Annotated in this window: 16 protein-coding genes; 11 read left to right on the top strand and 5 right to left on the bottom strand. The window is 69.6% G+C overall.

Annotated features, from left to right (window positions below):
- Both B0W88_RS19290 and B0W88_RS19285 read right to left on the bottom strand, forming a co-directional pair.
- A partial coding sequence (locus B0W88_RS19290; RefSeq protein WP_198937879.1) for a gamma-glutamyltransferase occupies positions 1 to 451 on the bottom strand: 451 nt, incomplete at its 3' end.
- Complete coding sequence (locus tag B0W88_RS19285) at positions 448 to 1338, bottom strand: polysaccharide deacetylase family protein (RefSeq protein ID WP_233151771.1); 891 nt, start codon at positions 1336 to 1338, stop codon at positions 448 to 450. The genes B0W88_RS19290 and B0W88_RS19285, both read right to left, overlap by 4 nt.
- A gap of 196 nt (positions 1339 to 1534) precedes the next feature.
- On the opposite strand from B0W88_RS19285, the gene B0W88_RS19280 reads away from it, so the two are divergent.
- The 4 genes from B0W88_RS19280 to B0W88_RS19265 all read left to right on the top strand — a co-directional run bounded on the left by B0W88_RS19280 (position 1535) and on the right by B0W88_RS19265 (position 5795).
- A complete protein-coding gene (locus B0W88_RS19280) occupies positions 1535 to 2605 on the top strand; it encodes an ABC transporter ATP-binding protein (protein WP_077036258.1) in 1071 nt (356 codons plus the stop codon).
- Positions 2598 to 3851: a PotD/PotF family extracellular solute-binding protein gene (locus B0W88_RS19275; protein WP_077036255.1), complete on the top strand. Its 1254-nt coding sequence runs from the start codon at positions 2598 to 2600 to the stop codon at positions 3849 to 3851. Before B0W88_RS19280 ends, B0W88_RS19275 begins: the two co-directional genes overlap by 8 nt.
- 165 nt (positions 3852 to 4016) lie before the next feature.
- Positions 4017 to 4907, top strand: a complete 891-nt coding sequence (locus B0W88_RS19270; protein WP_077036254.1) for an ABC transporter permease — start codon at positions 4017 to 4019, stop codon at positions 4905 to 4907.
- 3 nt (positions 4908 to 4910) lie between these two features.
- A complete protein-coding gene (locus B0W88_RS19265) occupies positions 4911 to 5795 on the top strand; it encodes an ABC transporter permease (protein WP_077036253.1) in 885 nt (294 codons plus the stop codon).
- 15 nt (positions 5796 to 5810) lie between these two features.
- Here B0W88_RS19265 and B0W88_RS19260 read toward each other — a convergent pair whose 3' ends face one another.
- Positions 5811 to 7805: a serine protease gene (locus B0W88_RS19260; RefSeq protein ID WP_077036252.1), complete on the bottom strand. Its 1995-nt coding sequence runs from the start codon at positions 7803 to 7805 to the stop codon at positions 5811 to 5813.
- 290 nt (positions 7806 to 8095) lie between these two features.
- On the opposite strand from B0W88_RS19260, the gene kdpF reads away from it, so the two are divergent.
- From kdpF to kdpE, 6 genes are read left to right on the top strand one after another with little or no spacing between them, the layout of a single operon-like run.
- Complete coding sequence (gene kdpF, locus B0W88_RS33060; protein WP_077036251.1) at positions 8096 to 8185, top strand: K(+)-transporting ATPase subunit F; 90 nt, start codon at positions 8096 to 8098, stop codon at positions 8183 to 8185.
- A gap of 10 nt (positions 8186 to 8195) precedes the next feature.
- On the top strand, positions 8196 to 9911 hold the full coding sequence (gene kdpA, locus B0W88_RS19250) for a potassium-transporting ATPase subunit KdpA (protein ID WP_077036257.1): 1716 nt from the start codon (positions 8196 to 8198) through the stop codon (positions 9909 to 9911).
- A gap of 2 nt (positions 9912 to 9913) precedes the next feature.
- Positions 9914 to 12013, top strand: a complete 2100-nt coding sequence (gene kdpB / locus B0W88_RS19245; protein ID WP_077036250.1) for a potassium-transporting ATPase subunit KdpB — start codon at positions 9914 to 9916, stop codon at positions 12011 to 12013.
- A 17-nt stretch (positions 12014 to 12030) separates the two neighbouring features.
- Positions 12031 to 12603 (top strand): potassium-transporting ATPase subunit KdpC, encoded by a 573-nt coding sequence (gene kdpC, locus B0W88_RS19240; protein WP_077036249.1) that lies wholly within the window; start codon positions 12031 to 12033, stop codon positions 12601 to 12603.
- Positions 12604 to 12624: 21 nt separating this feature from the next.
- Complete coding sequence (locus tag B0W88_RS19235) at positions 12625 to 15384, top strand: DUF4118 domain-containing protein (protein ID WP_077036248.1); 2760 nt, start codon at positions 12625 to 12627, stop codon at positions 15382 to 15384.
- Positions 15381 to 16088 (top strand): two-component system response regulator KdpE, encoded by a 708-nt coding sequence (gene kdpE, locus B0W88_RS19230; protein WP_077036247.1) that lies wholly within the window; start codon positions 15381 to 15383, stop codon positions 16086 to 16088. The genes B0W88_RS19235 and kdpE overlap by 4 nt, the downstream gene beginning before the upstream one ends.
- On the opposite strand, the gene B0W88_RS19225 is transcribed toward kdpE, so the two are convergent.
- Positions 16070 to 17350: an SGNH/GDSL hydrolase family protein gene (locus tag B0W88_RS19225; RefSeq protein WP_077036246.1), complete on the bottom strand. Its 1281-nt coding sequence runs from the start codon at positions 17348 to 17350 to the stop codon at positions 16070 to 16072. The genes kdpE and B0W88_RS19225 overlap by 19 nt on opposite strands.
- A 77-nt stretch (positions 17351 to 17427) precedes the next feature.
- Between B0W88_RS19225 and B0W88_RS19220 the strand changes: the two genes are divergently transcribed.
- Positions 17428 to 18312, top strand: a complete 885-nt coding sequence (locus B0W88_RS19220) for a LysR family transcriptional regulator (RefSeq protein ID WP_077036245.1) — start codon at positions 17428 to 17430, stop codon at positions 18310 to 18312.
- 15 nt (positions 18313 to 18327) lie between these two features.
- Here B0W88_RS19220 and B0W88_RS19215 read toward each other — a convergent pair whose 3' ends face one another.
- On the bottom strand, positions 18328 to 18939 hold the full coding sequence (locus B0W88_RS19215) for an OmpA family protein (RefSeq protein WP_077036244.1): 612 nt from the start codon (positions 18937 to 18939) through the stop codon (positions 18328 to 18330).
- Positions 18940 to 19065 lie beyond the last annotated feature (126 nt).

Below are 19065 nucleotides of genomic sequence, written 5' to 3'. Positions count from 1 at the left end.
CCCCGGGCAGTTCGCCCGCCTCGGCACGCCGGAACTCGCGCCAGAAGCGCTCGGAGGCAGTGGTCTCGAAACCCTCGCGCGCAAGGGCCAGGGCCGGCGCCACCAGGTCCGCCCAGCTCATCCGCCCGCCGCCGGTCTCGAAGGCGCAGCGCAGCGCGTCCAGCGTGCCGGCCGAGGTCAGCGCCGAGCGCGGGCCGCGCACCGGGATACCGCCTTCATAACCCGTTAGGTCGGCGGCTGCCTGCCCGATGCCCGAGATCGCGCGCACCTCGCCGCCCGCATCGCCCACCAGCAGGAAGGCGTCGCCCGCCAGCCCGCAGAAATGCGGCATCGTCACGCTGAGTGCCAGCGCGGTGGCGATGGCCGCCTCCACCGCATTGCCGCCGTCGGCCAGCACCTGCGCCCCGCAGCGGCTGGCCACCGCGTGCGGGCTGGTGACGATGCCCTTCATGGCGCCGGCGCCTGCATGTGCGCGCAGATGGCGCCCGGCGTGGTGATCCACAGGCGCTCGCGCTGCGCGGCGATGTGCTGCAGCGCACGCCGCAGGTGCCGCAGCCGGTAGGGCTGGCCGACGATGTACGGATGCAGCGCCAGGCCCATCACCAGGCCCTGCGGATGGCGCTCGCTCTGCGCCAGCATCTCCTCGAAGTGGTCGACGACCAGGTCGGCGAAGGCCGATGCGTCGAGCTGGCGGGCGACGATCATCGGGATGTCGTTGAGCTCCTGCGGGTAGGGCACGGACCACAGCGTGGCGCCGCTGCGGGTGCGCATCGGTACCGGCTGGTCGTCGTGGCACCAGTTCAGCGTGTAGGCGTAGCCGGTCTCGGCCAGCAGGTCGGGCGTGAGGCGGCTCTCGGAGATCCAGGGCGAGAGCCAGCCGGTCGGCGCGCGGCCCTGCAGCGTCGCCAGGCGGGCGCGGCAGCCGGCCAGCAGCGCGCGCTCCTGCGCCTCGTCGAGATCGCTCTGCCGCTGGGAGTTGCTGTGGCCGTGGCCCACCAGTTCGTCGCCGCGGGCCACCAGCGCCTGCAGCAGGTCCGGGCAATGGTCGATCAGCGCGGTATTGAGCAGCGCCGCGGCCGGCAGCTTCAAGTCCTCGAACAGCTCCAGGCAGCGCCAGGCGCCGACACGGTTGCCGTACTCGCGCCAGCTGAAGTTCAGCACATCGGGCTCCGGCGAGGCCGGCCCGAGCTTCGCGCCCAGGCCCTCGCCAAAGGCGAAATGCTCCAGGTTGAAGCCGATGTAGAAGGCCAGCCGCCGCCCGCCCGGCCAGGCCAGCGGCGGGCGCAAGGGGATGGCGCTGTAGGGGAAACGGCCGTGGTCGGCGAGCGGTTCGAACATGGACGGCTTCATGCAGCTTCCATTCCAGCCGGCGCCGCCGGCCCGCGCACCAAGGACGGGCAGGCGCGGCCAAAGCGCATCGGACCTAACGCCCAAATTCAGTGCACACCACCCAATTGGATGCATGAATTGCATACAAGATCGAGACAGCATGCTGGCCGCGGCACTGGCACGCCGCTTGCGAGACGCACCGCCCATGGACGAAGCTGCGAACCCGAGCGCCATCGAACTGGTCGCCCTCACGAAGCGCTATGGCGAGGGCGCCAGGCCTGCCGTCGACAGCATCAACCTGCGCATCGCCGCGGGCAGCTATTGCTGCCTGCTGGGCCCTTCGGGCTGCGGCAAGAGCACGACGCTGCGGATGATCGCCGGCCACGAGACCGTCAGCAGCGGCGACGTGCTGCTGGAGAACCGCAACATCACCGACCTGCCCGCCGCCGAGCGCGGCACGGCGATGATGTTCCAGAGCTTTGCGCTGTTCCCGCATCTCAGCGCGCTGGACAACGTGGCCTTCAGCCTGAAGATGAAGGGCGTGGCCAAGGCCGAGCGGCATGCGAAGGCGCAGGACCTGCTGACCCGCGTGGCCATGGGGCATCTGGCGCAGAGGAAGCCCGCCGAGCTGTCAGGCGGCCAGCAGCAGCGGGTCGCGCTGGCCCGCGCGCTGATCACCCAGCCGCGCGCGCTGCTGCTCGACGAGCCGCTGTCCGCGCTGGACCCCTTCCTGCGCATCCAGATGCGCGCCGAGCTGCGCCGCTGGCAGCAGGAGCTGGGCCTGACCTTCATCCACGTCACGCACTCGCAGGAAGAGGCGATGGCGCTGGCCGACACGATGGTGGTGATGAACCACGGCGTGATCGAGCAGGCGGGCTCGCCGCACGAGGTCTTCAACAGGCCCGTCAGCGAGTTCGTGGCCCGCTTCATCGGCGGGCACAACGTGATCGAGCTGCCCGACGGAAAGAAAAGCAAGATCGGCGTGCGCACCGACCGCACGCTGGTCGCCCGGCCCGGCGCGCCGGCCATCGACGGCCTGGCCAGCATCCCGGCCGTCGTCTCCGACGTCGAGTACCAGGGCACCTATGTGCTGCTGGGCCTGCAGAACCCCGCCGCCTCGCACGCGGTGGTGAGCACCGCCGAGTACTCGGTGATGCTGTCCGAGAGCCAGTTCGCCGCCGCGCCCTTCGCCGTGGGCGAGGCGGTGCAACTGGCCTGGACGCCCGAATCCGCCCATCCCTTGACGAAGACCACAACAGGAGCGACCCATGTCTGACTCGAACACTTCTCGCCGCAACCTTCTGAAGGGCACTGCCGGCATCCTGGCCACCGGCATGTTCCCGGCCGTGCACGCGCAGGAGAAGATCGTGCTGCGCTACATCGGCACCGCGGTGAACCAGGACAAGGAGATCGCCGCGAAGTTCAAGGCGGACACCGGCATCGAGATCCAGTACGTGGCGCTGACCACCGACGACGTGACCAAGAAGGCCGTCACCGCGCCCAACAGCTTCGACCTGATCGACACCGAGTACTTCTCGCTGAAGAACATCGTGCCCACCGGCAACCTGAAGGGCATCGACACCAAGCGCATCAAGAACGCGGACAAGATCACCACGCTGTTCACCAAGGGCGAGGTGGGCGGCAAGAAGGTGGGCGACCAGGGCACGGCGCCGAAGAAGACCATCTATCTCGAGGGCGAGAAGAGCAAGGTCTTCGCCAAGAGCCCGACGCAGTACATGTCGCTGATCCCGACCGTCTACAACGCCGACACGCTGGGCATCCGCCCCGACCTGATCAAGCGCCCGATCGGCTCCTGGGCCGAGCTGCTGAACCCGGAGTTCAAGGGCAAGGCGGCGATCCTCAACATCCCGTCCATCGGCATCATGGACGCGGCGATGGTCGTCGAGGCGATGGGCCTGTACAAGTACCCCGACAAGGGGAACATGACGAAGAAGGAAATCGACCTGACGATCAAGACGCTGATCGAGGCCAAGAAGCAGGGCCAATTCCGCAGCCTGTGGAAGGACTTCAACGAGTCGGTCAACCTGATGGCTTCCGGCGAGGTGGTGATCCAGTCGATGTGGTCGCCGGCGGTCACCGCCGTGCGCACCAAGGGCATCGCCTGCACCTTCCAGCCGCTGAAGGAAGGCTATCGCGCCTGGGCCTCGGGCTTCGGCCTGCCGAGCACGCTGTCGGGCAAGAAGCTCGATGGCGCCTATGAATTCATCAACTGGTTCCTGGACGGCTGGGCCGGCGCGTATCTCAACCGCCAGGGCTACTACAGCGCCGTGCTCGATACGGCCAAGGCGAAGATGGAAGCCTACGAGTGGGCCTACTGGATGGAAGGCAAGCCCGCCTCGCAGGACATCAAGAGCCCGCACGGCGACCTGCTGGCGAAGAAGGGCGAGGTGCGCGACGGCGGCAGCTACGAGGCCCGCATGGGAGGCATCGCCTGCTGGAACGCAGTGATGGACGAGAACGCGTACATGGTGCAGAAGTGGAATGAATTTGTGGCCGCTTGATTGTGAGCCCCTCGCCCAGTCTCGCCGCGCTGAACGCGGGCGAGCCTGGTCGGTCCCCCGAGGGGACGCGACCGGTAGCGGGATCGACCCGCAACCGGCCGCAGTGGGCCGGCTTGGGGCGGCCCGGCGCTCGGCCTGGAACGCAGCAATTCACGCTTCGGTGACATGTCCATAACGCGAAAAACCAGCGGCATCGCAGCTTGGTGGCAGGCGCTGCCGCTGTCCCTCGTCTTCCTGCTGTTCTTCCTCGTCCCGCTCGGCCTGGTGGCCATGGTCTCCTTCTGGGACTACAACCAGTACGAGATGCTCCCGGGCTTCACGCTGAAGAACTACGTGGACGTGTTCTCCGGCTGCCTGTCGGGCGGCGGTGAGGACATGTGCGTCACCTTCAAGACCTATCTCTCCACGCTGAAGTTCTGCGCGCTGGTCTGGGCGCTGACGCTGCTGATCGGCTTCGCCGTCTCCTACTTCCTCGCCTTCCACGTGCGCTCGACCGGCGTGCAGGTGGTGCTGTTCGTGATCTGCACGATCCCGTTCTGGACCTCCAACGTGATCCGCATGATCGCCTGGGTGCCGCTGCTGGGCCGCAACGGCCTGGTCAACGATGCCTTGATCACGATGGGCCTGGTGAACCAGCCGGTCGAGTGGCTGCTGTTCTCCAGCTTCTCGGTGGTGCTGGCCTTCGTGCACCTGTTCACCACCTTCATGATCGTGCCGATCTTCAACTCGATGATGCGCATCGACCGCAGCCTGCTGGAAGCCGCGTCGGACTGCGGTGCCAGCGCCTGGCAGACGCTGTGGAACGTGATCCTGCCGCTGACCCGTACCGGCATCATCATCGGCTCGATCTTCGTGATCACCATCGTGATGGGCGACTTCGTCACCGTAGGCGTGATGGGTGGCCAGCAGATCGCCTCGGTCGGCAAGATCATCCAGGTGCAGACCTCCTACCTGCAGTTCCCGCTGGCCGCGGCCAATGCGGTGATCCTGCTGGCGGTGGTGCTGGGCATCATCTGGGCGCTGACGCGCATGGTCGACATCAGGAAGGAGCTGTAAAGCATGCGCCCCCTGACCGGCAAGCGCCGCCGCGGCAACCCGGGCTTCATCCTGCTCGCGCTGTTCTTCGCGGCCTACGTGCTGTTCCTCTACGGCCCGATGTTCGTCATCGTCACGCTGAGCTTCCAGGGCCCGCAGGGCGGCCTCACCTTCCCGATGCGCGGCTGGTCCACGCACTGGTTCCACCAGCTGGCCGAGGGCCTGGGCACGGTGGACATCAACGCCGCGCTGCTGCGCTCGCTGTGCCTGGGCCTGGTGGTGATGGCCTGCACCATCGTCATGTCGGTGCTGGCCGGCCTGGCCTTCCGCAAGAAGCTGCGCGGCGGCGGGCTGCTGTTCTACGTGGCGGTGGCCAGCCTGATCATGCCGTCCATCATCATCTCGCTGGGCATCGGGCTGGAGTTCCGGCTGCTGGACGGCGGCATCAAGCACCAGATGGAAGCCTGGGGCTGGCAGCAGGCGCTGGAGAACTACGGCAGCGCGCTCGGGCTCTACACCTCGGCGCTCGGCGCGCACCTGAGCTGGACCCTGCCCTTCGGCCTGCTGATCATGTTCGCCATCTTCAACCGCTTCAACGCAGCCTATGAGGAAGCGGCACGCGACCTCGGCGCCACGCCCTGGCAGAGCTTCCGCCATGTGGTGCTGCCGCTGATCGCGCCCTCGGTGGTGGGCATCGGCATGTTCGGCTTCACGCTGAGCTGGGACGAGATCGCGCGCACCTCGCAGGCGATCGGCGATGCCAACACGCTGCCGCTGGAGTTGCAGGGCCTGACGACCACCGTCACCACGCCGGCCATCTACGCGCTGGGCACGGTGACGATGGTGGTGTCCTTCGTGGTGATGGGGCTGGCCGTGGGGCTGGCGTGGGCGCTGAGACGCAGGCGCTGACGCTGAAGCGAGGCATCAGCGTTCTTTGACCCGGGCCCGGCTCGTCAGCAGGTCCAGCTTCGCCTTCATCGCGTCCTGCGGCGTGCCGCTCTCGGCACGGTACTGGAAGGTGTAAAGCACGCCCGGTGCCGGCTGGGCATCGGCCGTGCCGTTGACCGTGCTGATCGATTGCCTGCCGTTCACGGTCATCGCCATGGCGTCGTAGGGATGCTCGTGCCGCAGCCGCCGGCCCCATTCCTTGCGGGCGTCCTCGCTGGCGCCCTGCGCCGGCGCGGCGTGGCGGAAAACGCCGGTCTCCGTCTTCTCATCGCCGTCGTAGGTGGCCACCCCCGCGATGTCGAGCACGACGCCGTCGGCTTCGGAAATGAAGCCGAAGTCCAGGCGGAGCCGGCTGTCCCGGTCGATCTTCTGCAGCTCCGGCCCGTAGGAGAACGCCAGGCGGCGGCCGTCGAAGGCGAAGCTGTGCCCGTAGTCGATGCGCAGCGCCGCCGCAGCGATCTGCTTCGGCACGATGGCCTTGTTGCGCGACAGGAACTCGTCCCACTGCGAGAGCTTGCCCTCGTAGGAGACGGCGATGAACGAGGTCAGCAGCTTCAGGCGCTCCAGCTGGGCCTGGCGTCCCAGCGCGGAGAGCCGGGTCTCGAAGCCGACCGACCCGTCGGGAACCGGCAGGTCGAACTCGACCTGCCATTCGCTGGCGAACCAGGTCGTGACGCGCCAGACCCGGACCTGCCAGGTCCGCCCCCAGGCGTCGGCGAATGGCGTGTCTTCCTCCGGCCTGCCCAGCGAGAGGACCTTGGCATTCACGCCGTTGATGTGGATCGCGGCGGGCGACGACTTGAGCACGGCCTCCCTCGCCACCTGCGGGTCCGAGTACCAGGTCGAGGGATCGATGTCGTCCGGCCTGCGCCGGTGGTAGACGAAGACGCCCTTGAAGTTCGCCGCGTCCTGCCAGCCCTCGTGGCCGAGGTCCAGGCGCGAGAAGGTCGGCTGCGTGATCGTCCAGTTGCCGTTGCTGCCCTGCACGACGATGCCCGGCGCGCTGCGGCCGTAGAGGCCGTGCAGCACCCGCTCGCTGCCGCTGCCGCGCGGGAAGATCTCGCCCGCGTTGTCGGCCAGCAGCTGGTGCAGCTGGCCGGCGTTGAAGTCGTCCGCCGCCTTCATGTAGGCCGCGGAGAAGTCCGCGAAGCGCTTGGGCAGCGGCAGCTCGGTGGTGAAGCGCGCCGTCCTCGTCTTGTCGAACACGGGAAAGCCGGTCACGACGCGCGAGTCCACGGTGAAGACCTGGTCCGGCGCCGCCGTGACGAGCCGGATCGGCACGGCGAAGTTCAGGGTGTTCTCGGAGCTGCGCATGGCACGCACGATGCCGATCACCCTGCCCTGGCCGTCGAGCAGCGGCCCGCCGCTGTTGCCGCCCGAGATCGGCGCGGAGAAGCGCTGCCATTGCCAGCGGCCGCCTTCCTCCTCCGGCGTGTCCGAGGTGTAGTTCCCCTCGCGCACCACGATGCCCTCGCCCAGCGCATTGCCCACGGCGTACACCGTCTCGTTGAGTTCGGGGCTGGCCTGCAGCTCGAGGGCCACCGGATGGCCCGGCGACTTCGCCAGCGTGAAGACGACGAAGTCCTGGTCGGCCGACCCCTTGACGATCTGCCCGATCGGATAGACGTTCCCGCCCGCGTCGCGCAGCATCGGCTCGCCGCGGGAATCGCCGAAGGCGGCGGACAGCACATGCATCGCCGTGGCATAGCGGCCCGAGCCGATCGAGAAGGCGGTGCCGATCGGCACGTACATGTCCGAGCGCACCTGATACGGCATCAGCTCCTGCCACGGCTTGTCGTAGCTGAGCGACTCCTTCGCGGGCTTCGGCAGGACCACCTCGAAGGTCGCCTCGCGCACCCGCCGCTGGATGTCGGCATCCAGGGGCGCCGCGCGCGCGGACAGGCCGAGCTGCGCGCCGAGAAGCAGGATCGCGCCGAGGCGCCCGGCCGCTGCCCAGCTGATTCGTCGCATGCGTTCTTCCTCTCTGCGTGGACCGGATGATTCTCACGACAAACCGGTGCGCCCCGTCCGCCCGGGACGGTTAAGAAGCATGAAGTGCGGCGCCGTATTTACGGAATCTTGATGCCGGGCGCCGCAACTTCTACGAGGCCTTGATACCCCGAAACCTAAGCTCCTTCCATCGACATTTCTCATGCAAAGAGGACTGCAATGGACTGGATCTTCCTGGGGCTCGGCGTACTGCTGTTCGGCCTCGCCATCGGACTGGCCGCGGCCAGCCACAAGCTGGAAGGAGGCAAGAAGTGACCCTCCTCTACTGGATCTGCGGTCTGGTGGCCGCGGGCCTGTTCGTCTACCTGCTGGTCGCGATGTTCCGCGCCGAGGAGTTCTGACATGGCCGGCATGGACAAGCTCGGATGGATCAATCTCGTGGTCTACATGGTGGTCCTGCTGCTCGCGGCCTGGCCGCTGGCGCGCTGGATGCACCGCGTGGCCGAGGGCCGCCTGCCCCGCTGGATGCAGGCGGTCGAAGGCGGCTTCTACAGGCTCGCCGGCGTCAGGCCCGACGAGGGCATGCACTGGAAGCGCTACGCGGTGGCGCTGCTGCTGTTCAACTTCATCGGCGTGCTGGCCGTCTACGCGCTGCAGCGGCTGCAGGCGGTGCTGCCGCTGAATCCGCAGGGCATGGCCGCGATCACGCCGGACTCGGCCTTCAACACCGCCATCAGCTTCGTCACCAACACGAACTGGCAGGGCTACGGCGGCGAGAGCGCCATGAGCTACCTGACCCAGATGCTGGCGCTGACGGTGCAGAACTTCCTCTCCGCCGCCACCGGCATCGTCGTCGTGATCGCGCTGGTGCGCGCCTTCGCGGGCCGGCTGCAGGGCACCATCGGCAACCTCTGGGCGGACCTGACCCGCGTGACGCTGTGGGTGCTGCTGCCGCTGTCCTTCGTGTTCGCGGTCTTCCTGGTCGGCCAGGGCGTGATCCAGAACTTCGACGCCTACAAGGACGTCGCGACCGTCGAGGCCGCCTCCACGCACCAGCAGCTCGCGATGGGCCCGGTCGCATCCCAGGAAGCGATCAAGATGCTGGGCACCAACGGCGGCGGCTTCTTCAACGCCAACTCCGCCCACCCCTACGAGAACCCGACGCCGCTGGCCAACTTCGCCCAGATGCTGTCGATCTTCCTGATCCCGGCGGCGCTGTGCTTCGTGTTCGGTTTCATGGTCGGAGACTCGCGCCAGGGCGTGGCGATCCTGGCGGCGATGAGCGCGATGTTCATCGTCGGCGCGATCGTCTGCACGTCCGCCGAGCAGGCCGGCAACCCGCACCTCACGGCGCTGGGCGTCGACCAGGCGCAGAGCGCGCTCCAGGCCGGCGGCAATATGGAGGGCAAGGAGACCCGCTTCGGCATCGACGCGAGCAGCCTGTTCGCGGTCATCACGACGGCCGCCTCCTGCGGCGCGGTCAACGCGATGCACGACTCGCTGACGCCGATCGGCGGCATGGTCCCGCTGGTGATGATGCAGCTGGGCGAGGTGGTGTTCGGCGGCGTGGGCACGGGCCTGTACGGCATGCTGGTGTTCGCGATCCTGGCTGTCTTCATCGCCGGGCTGATGATCGGCCGCACGCCGGAATACCTGGGCAAGAAGATCGAGGCCCACGAGATGAAGATGACGTCCATCGCCATCCTCGTCACGCCGCTGGCGGTGCTGCTGGGCACGGCCGTCGCCGTGCTGGCGGCGGACGGCAGGGCCGGCATCGCCAATCCGGGCGCCCACGGCTTCTCGGAGATCCTCTACGCGCTGAGCTCGGCCGGCAACAACAACGGCTCCGCCTTCGCCGGCCTGTCCGCCAACACGCCGTTCTACAACACGCTGCTGGCCGTCGTGATGTGGGTGGGGCGCTTCGGCGTGATCGTGCCGGTGCTGGCCATGGCCGGCAGCCTGGCCGCCAAGAAGCGCCTCCCGCAGGGCGCCGGCTCGATGCCGACGCACGGCCCGCTGTTCATCGTGCTGCTGATCGGCACGGTGCTGCTGGTCGGCCTGCTGAACTACGTCCCGGCTCTCGCACTCGGCCCGATGGTCGAACACCTGATGCTGTGGGGAGCATGAACATGACTGCCAACTCTCAAACCCAACTGACATTCCTCGACCCCGCGCTGGTGAAGCCGGCCATCAAGGCCTCTTTCGTGAAGCTGGACCCGCGCATCCAGTGGCGCAACCCGGTGATGTTCGTCGTCTACGTCGGCAGCATCCTGACCAGCGCCCTGTGGGCCGCGAGCCTTGCCCACCCCGAGCTGGCCGGTAGCGAGGGCTCGGCCTTCATGCTGGGCATCTCGCTGTGGCTGTGGTTCACCGTGCTGTTCGCCAACTTCGCCGAGGCGCTGGCCGAGGGCCGCAGCAAGGCGCAGGCGGCCTCGCTGCGCGGCCTCAAGGCCCGGACCTGGGCCAAGAAGCTGGAGGCGCCCAGGCACGGCGCCAAGTGGCATCCGATGCAGTCCGACGAGCTGCGCAAGGGCAACGTCGTGCTGGTCGAGACCGGCGACATGATCCCGCTGGACGGCGAGGTCATCGAAGGCGTGGCCTCGGTGGACGAGAGCGCCATCACCGGCGAATCGGCCCCGGTGATCCGCGAGTCCGGCGGTGACTTCTCCTCGGTCACCGGCGGCACGCGGATGCTGTCCGACTGGCTGGTCGTGCGCATCGGCGTGAACCCGGGCGAGTCCTTCCTGGACCGCATGATCGCGATGGTCGAAGGCGCCAAGCGCCAGAAGACGCCCAACGAGATCGCGCTGACGATCCTGCTGGTCGCCCTGACGCTGGTGTTCCTGGTGGTCACCGCGACGCTGCTGCCCTACTCGGTGTTCAGCGTCGAGGCCGCCGGCTCGGGCACGGTCGTCTCCATCACCGCGCTGATCTCGCTGCTGGTCTGCCTGATCCCCACCACCATCGGCGGCCTGCTGTCCGCCATCGGCGTGGCCGGCATGAGCCGGATGATGCAGGCCAACGTGATCGCCACCTCGGGCCGCGCGGTGGAAGCCGCCGGCGACGTGGACGTGCTGATGCTGGACAAGACCGGCACCATCACGCTCGGCAACCGCCAGGCCAGCAGTTTCGTGCCGGCCCCGGGCGTGACCGAGCAGCAGCTGGCCGATGCCGCGCAGCTCGCCTCGCTGGCCGACGAGACGCCGGAAGGCCGCAGCATCGTCGTGCTGGCCAAGACCCGTTTCGGCGTGCGCGAGCGCGACCTGGAGGCCCTGCAGGCCCACTTCGTGCCGTTCACCGCGCAGACCCGCATGAGCGGTGCCGACCTGAACGGCGCTTCAGGAGGACAGCGCCAGCTCCGCAAGGGCGCCGGCGACGCGATCCGCCGCCATGTGGAGGCGCTGGGCGGCAAGTTCCCCACCGAGGTGACGCAGGCGGTCGAGGAAATCGCCCGCCGCGGCAGCACGCCGCTGGTCGTCAGCGATGGTGCCCGCGTGATGGGCGCCGTCGAGCTGAAGGACATCGTCAAGGGCGGCATCAAGGAGCGCTTCGCCGAGCTGCGCCGCATGGGCATCAGGACGGTGATGATCACCGGCGACAACAAGCTCACCGCCGCGGCCATCGCGGCGGAAGCCGGCGTCGACGACTTCCTCGCCGAGGCCACGCCCGAGGCCAAGCTGAAGCTGATCCGCGACTACCAGGGCGAGGGCCGCCTGGTGGCGATGACCGGCGACGGCACCAACGACGCGCCGGCCCTGGCCCAGGCCGACGTGGCCGTGGCGATGAACACCGGCACGCAGGCCGCCAAGGAGGCCGGCAACATGGTCGACCTGGACTCCAACCCGACCAAGCTGCTGGAGGTGGTGGAGACCGGCAAGCAGCTCCTGATGACGCGCGGGTCCCTCACGACCTTCTCGATCGCCAACGACGTGGCCAAGTACTTCGCCATCATCCCGGCGATGTTCGTCGGCGTGTATCCGCAGCTCGGCGCGCTGAACGTGATGGCGCTGCACAGCCCCAGCTCGGCCATCCTGTCCGCGGTGATCTTCAACGCGCTGATCATCGTCGCGCTGATCCCGCTGGCGCTCAAGGGCGTGCCCTACCGCGCCATCGGCGCCGCCGCGCTGCTGCGCCGCAACCTCGCGATCTACGGCCTCGGCGGCCTGGTCGTGCCCTTCATCGGCATCAAGGCGATCGACCTGGTCCTGGTCGCCGGCCATCTCATCTGAAAGACGGGAGTCCTGTCATGAAGACCCTGCTCCGCCCCGCATTGACCCTGTTCGCCGCCCTCAGCGTGCTGACCGGCCTGCTCTACCCGCTGGCCGTGACCGGCGCCGGCCAGGCGCTGTTCCCGAGGCAGGCCGCCGGCAGCCTCGTCGAGCGCGACGGCAAGCTCGTCGGCTCCGCGCTGATCGGCCAGAACTTCAGCTCGCCCCGGTACTTCTGGGGCCGCCCCTCGGCCACCGCCCCGACCGCCAACAACGCCACCGCCTCCAGCGGCTCCAACCTGGGCCCGCTGAACCCCGCGCTGAGCGATGCCGTGAAGGGCCGCATCGCCGCGCTGCGCGCCGCCGACCCGGGCAACACCGCGCCAGTGCCGGCCGATCTCGTCACCGCCTCGGCCAGCGGGCTGGATCCGCACATCACGCCCGCCGCCGCCCGCTACCAGGCGGCCCGCGTGGCGCGCGAGCGCGGCCTGCCGCTGGACGCCGTCAACGGCCTGATCGAGGCCAGCACCGAGGGCCGCGACTGGAGGCTCTTCGGCGAGCCGCGCGTCAATGTCCTGGAGCTCAACCTGGCGCTCGACCAGCGCCGCTGATCAAGCGGTGACAATGCCGTGATGGAAGACTCGCGCCCCGATCCCGACGCGCTGCTGGAACAGCTGCGCGACGAGGCGCACAAGGCGGCGCGCGGCGAGCTGCGCATCTACTTCGGCGCCTCCGCCGGCGTGGGCAAGACCTGCGCGATGCTGCAGGCCGCGCGCAAGCTGGCGGGCGAGGGCGTGGAGGTGCTGGTCGGCGTCGTCGAGACGCACGGCCGCAGCGAGACGGCGGCGCTGGCCGAGGGCCTGGACCTGCTGCCGCCGCGCCTGGTCGAGCACCGCGGAAAGCGCCTGCCCGAGTTCGACCTCGACGCCGCGCTGGAACGGCTGAAGGACAAGTCGCCGGCCCTGATCCTGGTCGACGAGCTGGCCCATTCCAACGTCGCCGGTTCGCGGCACCCGAAGCGCTGGCAGGACGTCGAGGAACTGCTGGCCCGGGGCATCGACGTCTACACGACGCTCAACGTCCAGCACCTGGAGAGCCTCAACGACGTGGTCGGCGGCATCACCGGCGTGCGCGTGCAGGAGACGCTGCCCGACACCTTCTTCGACGCGGCCGACGAGGTCGTGATCGTCGACACCCCGGCCGACGAATTGCTCGCCCGCCTGCGCGCCGGCAAGGTCTACGCCGGCCCGCAGGCCGAGCGCGCGGCCACGCACTTCTTCCGCAAGGGCAACCTGATGGCCCTGCGCGAACTGGCACTGCGGCGCACCGCCGACCGGGTGGAGGACGACGTCCAGGCCTGGCGCAGCAACAAGGCGATCCGCCAGGTCTGGAAGACCGAGGCGGCCATCCTCTGCGCGATCGGCCCGACCGCGCGCTCGGAGCATGTGGTGCGCAGCGCGGCGCGGCTGGCGCAGCAGCTCAACGTGAGCTGGCACGCGGTGTACGTGGAGACGCCGCGCCTGCGCGCCCTGCCCGACGCGCAGCGCGAGCGCATCCTGCGGGTGGTGCGGCTGGCCCACGACCTGGGCGCCGCCACCGCCGTGCTGCAGGAGCAGGACGTGGCGCCGGCGCTGATCCGGCATGCCCGGGAGCACAACCTGTCCCAGCTGATGCTGGGCCGTGCGCCGGGCCGGCCAGCCTGGCGACGCTGGATCGCCGGCACCGGGCTGCACGAGCGCCTGTCCGCGGGCGCGCCCGACGTCGACCTGATCGAGATCGGCCAGCCCGCCACCGCCGGGCCCGCCACGCCGCCCAGCGAAGGCGGCGAGGCCTGGGGGGAACGCTGGGCGGCGCAATGGCGGCGCTATCTGGGCGCGGCGGTGGTCTGCGTCGGCACCGCCGCGCTGTGCTGGCCGCTGCACGCCTACTTCGACCTCAGCAACATCGTCATGCTGCTGCTGCTGGCCGTGGTGGGCGTGGCGCTGCGCTGGGGCCGCGGGCCCGCGGTGCTGGCCAGCTTCGTCAGCGTCGGGCTGTTCGACTTCTTCTTCGTCGCCCCGCAGATGAGCTTCGCGGTGTCGGACGTGCAGTACCTGCTGACCTTCGCCGTCATGCTCGCCGTGGGCCTGGTCACCGGGCAGCTGACGGCGCACCTGCGCTACCAGGCCACGGTGGCCGCGGAACGCGAGGCGCGCTCGCGGTCGCTGTTCGAGCTGACCCGGGAGCTGTCCGGCGCGCTGCAGACGGAGCAGGTGATCGAGAGCGCGCAGGCCAGCCTCGCGCGCGAGCTGCACGGGCCGGCGCTGGTGCTGGCGCTGGACCTTCAGGACCAGCTGCAGCAGCAGCCGCTCCCCGAGCCGCAGCAGGACCCGCCCGACCTCGGCACCGCCCGCTGGGCCCTCGACCATGGCCAGGCCGCGGGCCTGGCCACCGACACCCTGCCCGGCAGCCGCTGGTTCTACCTGCCGCTGCAGGCACCGATGCGCGCGCGCGGCGTGCTGGCCCTGCGCCCGCGCGAGCTCGCCAGCGTGATGCAGCCGGAGCGCCGCGCGCAGCTGGACACCTACGCCAGCATCATCGGCCAGGCACTGGAGCGGGTGCACTATGTGGAGGTGGCGCAGGACGCGCTGGTGCACGTCGAATCCGAGCGCCTGCGCAACTCGCTGCTGTCGGCGCTGTCGCACGACCTGCGCACGCCGCTGGCGGTCGTCTACGGCCTGGCCGACACGCTGGCCGCCCTGCCCGCCCTGCCCGAGGCCGGGCGCGAGCTGGCGCGCTCGCTGCAGCAGGAATCACGGCGCATCAACGCGATGGTCAGCAACCTGCTGGACATGGCCCGGCTGCAGAGCGGCGCGGTGCGGCTGCGCCTGCAATGGCAGCCGATCGACGAGGTGATCGGCAGCGCCCTGCAGGCCATGCAGCCGATGCTGGCCGGGCACGTGGTGCGCACCGAGCTGGCGCCGGGCCTGCCGCTGGTCAACCTCGACGCGGTGCTGGTCGAGCGGGTGCTGTGCAACCTGCTGGAGAACGCCGCCAAGTACACGCCGGCGGGCAGCACGGTGACCCTCGCGGCGGTGCTGCGCGACGATGAGGACGAACTGATCCTGAGCGTGACGGACGACGGCCCGGGCCTGCCGGCCGGCCGCGAGGAGGCGCTGTTCGAGAAGTTCGCGCGGGCGAAGAGCGAATCCACGACGCCCGGCGTCGGCCTCGGCCTGGCCATCTGCCGCGCCATCATGCAGGCCCATCGGGGCCGCATCTGGGCCGAGGCCGCGCCGTCGGGCGGGGCGGCCTTCGTGCTGGCCTTCCCGCTGGGCACGCCGCCGGCCGTCCCCGAGATCGAGAGCGAGACCGAAGCGAAGAACAACGAGCAGGAAGCCGAAGGCGCATGACGAGCACACCGAATCCGCAAGCCCTGATCGTCGAGGACGAGCCGGGCATCCGCCGCTTCGTGCGTATGGCGCTCGAGGCCGAGGGCTGGGGCGTCAGCGAATGCGAGACCGTCCGCCAGGGCCTGATCGATGCCGGCACGCGCCGGCCCGACCTCGTCATCCTCGACCTGGGCCTGCCCGACGGGGACGGCGTGGACTACCTGAAGGACCTGCGCGGGTGGTCCGGCGTGCCGGTGATCGTCCTCTCGGCCCGCAGCGACGAGGCCGACAAGATCGCCGCGCTGGACGCCGGCGCCGACGACTACCTGACCAAGCCCTTCAGCGTCGGCGAACTGATGGCGCGGGTGCGCGTGGCGCAGCGGCGCAGCCAGAGCGCGGGCGCCGCGCACGGCGCGCCGCCGGCCACGACCTTCAGCTTCGGCGAGGTGGAGGTCGACCTGGCCGCGCGCCGCGTGCTGCGCGCCGGCGCGCCGGTGCACCTGACCCCGACCGAATACCGGCTGCTGACCCACCTGATCGCCAACGCCGGCAAGGTGCTGTCGCACCGCCAGTTGCTGAAGGCGGTCTGGGGTCCTTCGCACCTGGACGACAACCACTACCTGCGCGTGTACATGGGCAACCTGCGGCAGAAGCTCGAGCAGCAGCCGGCGCAACCCAGGCATCTGCTGACGGAGACGGCAGTGGGTTATCGCCTGATGGCTTGAGGCGGGTGCGGGCCGACGTCGGCCCCCAGCAGCGCCTCCAGGTCGACCGCCTCGGCCATGCGCCTGTAGCCCGCGTCGCCGGGGTGCAGGTGATCGCCGGAATCCAGCGCGGGATCGAGCTGCGTCGGGTGGGCCGGGTCGCGCAGGACCGCATCGAAATCGACCACCGCGTCGAACGCGCCCACGCGGCGTATCCAGTCGTTCAAGGCCTTGCGCAGCGCCTCCTTCCGCGGGCTGTAGTGCCCTTCCATCGGCGTTCCCGCGAGCGCATGTTCGAAAGGAGGCACGGTGCCCACGACGAGGCGCACCTGGCGTGCATGCGCCTGCTCGGCGAGCTGGAGGAAGGCATCGGTGATGTCGTTCAGCGACGCCGGAGCTTCCGACGGCGCGAACGGACTGCCTGGAAAGCCGATGTCGTTGGTCCCGAGCAGCACGATGACCGCGCGCACGCCACGATGGCCCAGGGCGTCGCGCTCGAAGCGGGCGAGCGCGCTCTCGCCCCAGCCTCCGCGCAGCAGGCGGTTGCCGGCGATGCCGGCGTTGAGCACGGCGATGCCGCGCGGCGCGAGCCGCCGCGCGAGCTGGTCGGGCCAGCGCCGGTCCTGTCCGATGCTGGAGCCGTTGCCGTCGGTGATGGAGTCGCCGATCGTCACCACGGCCGTCGGTGCGCGGGCGGATTCCACCCACAGTTCGGAGACGAAGGCGCGGGTGCTCAGGGTCTCGAGCACGGGGGCGCCCCGGCGGCCGGCGGTATTGCCCTTGAAGACCTCGGTCCGCTCCTGTGCGTCCCAATGGAATCCCGCGGGCGCCGACGGCCCGGGCAGATGCAGGTCGACCTCCAGGCGCTCGCCCGCCTGCACGGGCAGGCCCACGGGATCGCTGATGACGCGCGCCCCGGGCGCGACGACGGCACCGTCGCGCCCCTGGAAACGCACCGTCCGCGCAGCCGCCTCGCCCCCCCCGCGTACGGTCAGGGTGCCGACCGCCAGCGGCGCGACGCCGTACTGGTTGCTGATCACGAGCCGGAGCTGTTCGCCGCCGAGGCTGCTGCGCAGCGACTGCCGCAGCGTCACGTCGCGCAGGAGGCTCGGCATGCCCAGGGGGACGATCCACCCGTCGCTCCACGCGGGCTGGGCCGGAGAGATCCAGCTCGGTTGCCAGAACGCCGGCGTGCCCGGGGGCGGGGCGGCCGCGGCAGAGGTGCTGGCGAGAAGCGTCGCGAGCGCCGCCGAGAGGAAAGAGTGGGTGATGGCATGTGTCATGGCCCGCACTGTCGGCAATTCCACTAGCGTTTGGAAGGCGTCAGAATGGAAGACAAACCATTCGAAACTGGAATGCCATGGACCGACTTCGCGCGATGGCCGCCTTCGTCCGGGTGGCGGAACTGGGCAGCCTCTCCGCCGCCGCCCGGGCGCTCGCCACGACCCAGCCCACGATCAGCAAGCTGGTCGCGGCCCTCGAGGCCTCGCTCGCGGTGAGGCTGCTCGAACGGGGCGCGGCGCGTGCGACGCTCACCGACGAGGGCCTGCGCTTCCTGGAAAGCGCGCGCCGGCTGCTGGAGGACTACGACGAGGCGGTGGCCGACCTCGACCTGCGTAGGCGCGAGCCGCGCGGGCTGGTGCGCATCGCCGCGCCGATGGCCCTGGGCGAGTTGAGGCTCAACTCGCTGATGCTGCGCGCGCTGGAGCGGCACCCCGAGCTGCAGATCGATCTGGTGCTGGAGGATCGCTTCGTGGACCCGGTGGCGGAACGCTTCGACCTCGCCGTTCGCATCGGCGGCGCCCTGCCGCCGGACCTGGTGGCGCGCGAGCTGGCCACCTGGCCGCGCTACATCGTCGCGTCGCCCGACTACATCAGGCGCCACGGCCGCCCGCGCAAGCCGGCCGACCTGGCACGCCACCCCTTCCTGCGCTACCCGAACGGGACCGGCGACGTGCTCACGCTCAGCAGCGCCCAAGGCTCGGCGAAGATGCCGCTCGTCACGCGGTACAGCATCAACCATGCTGTGGCCCTGCTGGATGCGGTACGCGAGGGCGCAGGCATCGCGTTCCAGCCCAGCTGGATGGTCAGGGACCTGCTCAAGCGAAAGGAGCTCGTGCGCCTGCTGCCCGCCTGGAGCGGGCCCGCCCAGACCGCCTACCTGATCTCCCCCGGCCACCGGCGCCAGGCCATGCGCGTCCAGGTGATGAAGGACATGCTGGTGCGCGAGATCCAGGCCCTGTAGGCGGCCCGGTCCCGTTCAGCGCATCACGATCAGTTGAACACGCCGGTTCGTGCTGCGGCCTTCGCGGGTGCTGTTGTCGGCCAGGGGCGCGGATTCGCCATAGCTGATGGTCGACATGCGCGCCAGCGGCAGGCCGGCGCGAGACAGGTACACGCGCACCGCTTCGGCCCGCTTCAGGCCCAGTTGCTGGTTGACGGCGTCGCTGCCGGTCGCATCGGTGTGGCCCTGGATTTCCACGAACACCGGCTGGTTGTCGGCCTTGAGCTTGGCGACGAGCTGGTCGAGTTCCCGGCCGGCCTGCTCGGTGAGCTGGGCGCGGCCCGAACTGAACCTGACCTTGTCATCGGTCAGCAGCGTGCTCATCAGCAGGCCGGGCGGCGCGGGCAGGTTGTTGGCGGCCTGGGCTCGCGCCGCAGCCTCCTGCTCCAGCGCCACGATGCGCGCTTCGCTGCCTTGCAGCCGGCCATCCATCGCCTTGAGGCCGTCGTCATGCGCCTGCACGCGGGTGCCGAGGCCGTCCACGCTGGTCTGCACCGGGGCGACGGTCTCTCTGACGAAATCATGGGTGGCGCAAGCGCTCAGCAAGACGACGCTGCTGGCGACGAGTAGGGACGAAAGTTTCGACATCGGTGGATTCGTGAGGAAGAAGGAAGCGCGACTCTAGGCACTCCTCCACGGCAGCAGGTAAGGGGCTGTAAGGGATCCTTGCGCCATTAACCGGGCCGTACAAGGCCTTACCGTTCTGCAATACCC

Origin of the sequence: Pelomonas sp. KK5 (assembly GCF_001984095.1) — a bacterium.
In the GTDB taxonomy this organism is placed as follows: domain Bacteria; phylum Pseudomonadota; class Gammaproteobacteria; order Burkholderiales; family Burkholderiaceae_C; genus KK5.
Note: the sequence above shows the minus strand (reverse complement) of the source record. Positions and strands in the feature narration are given on the sequence as shown.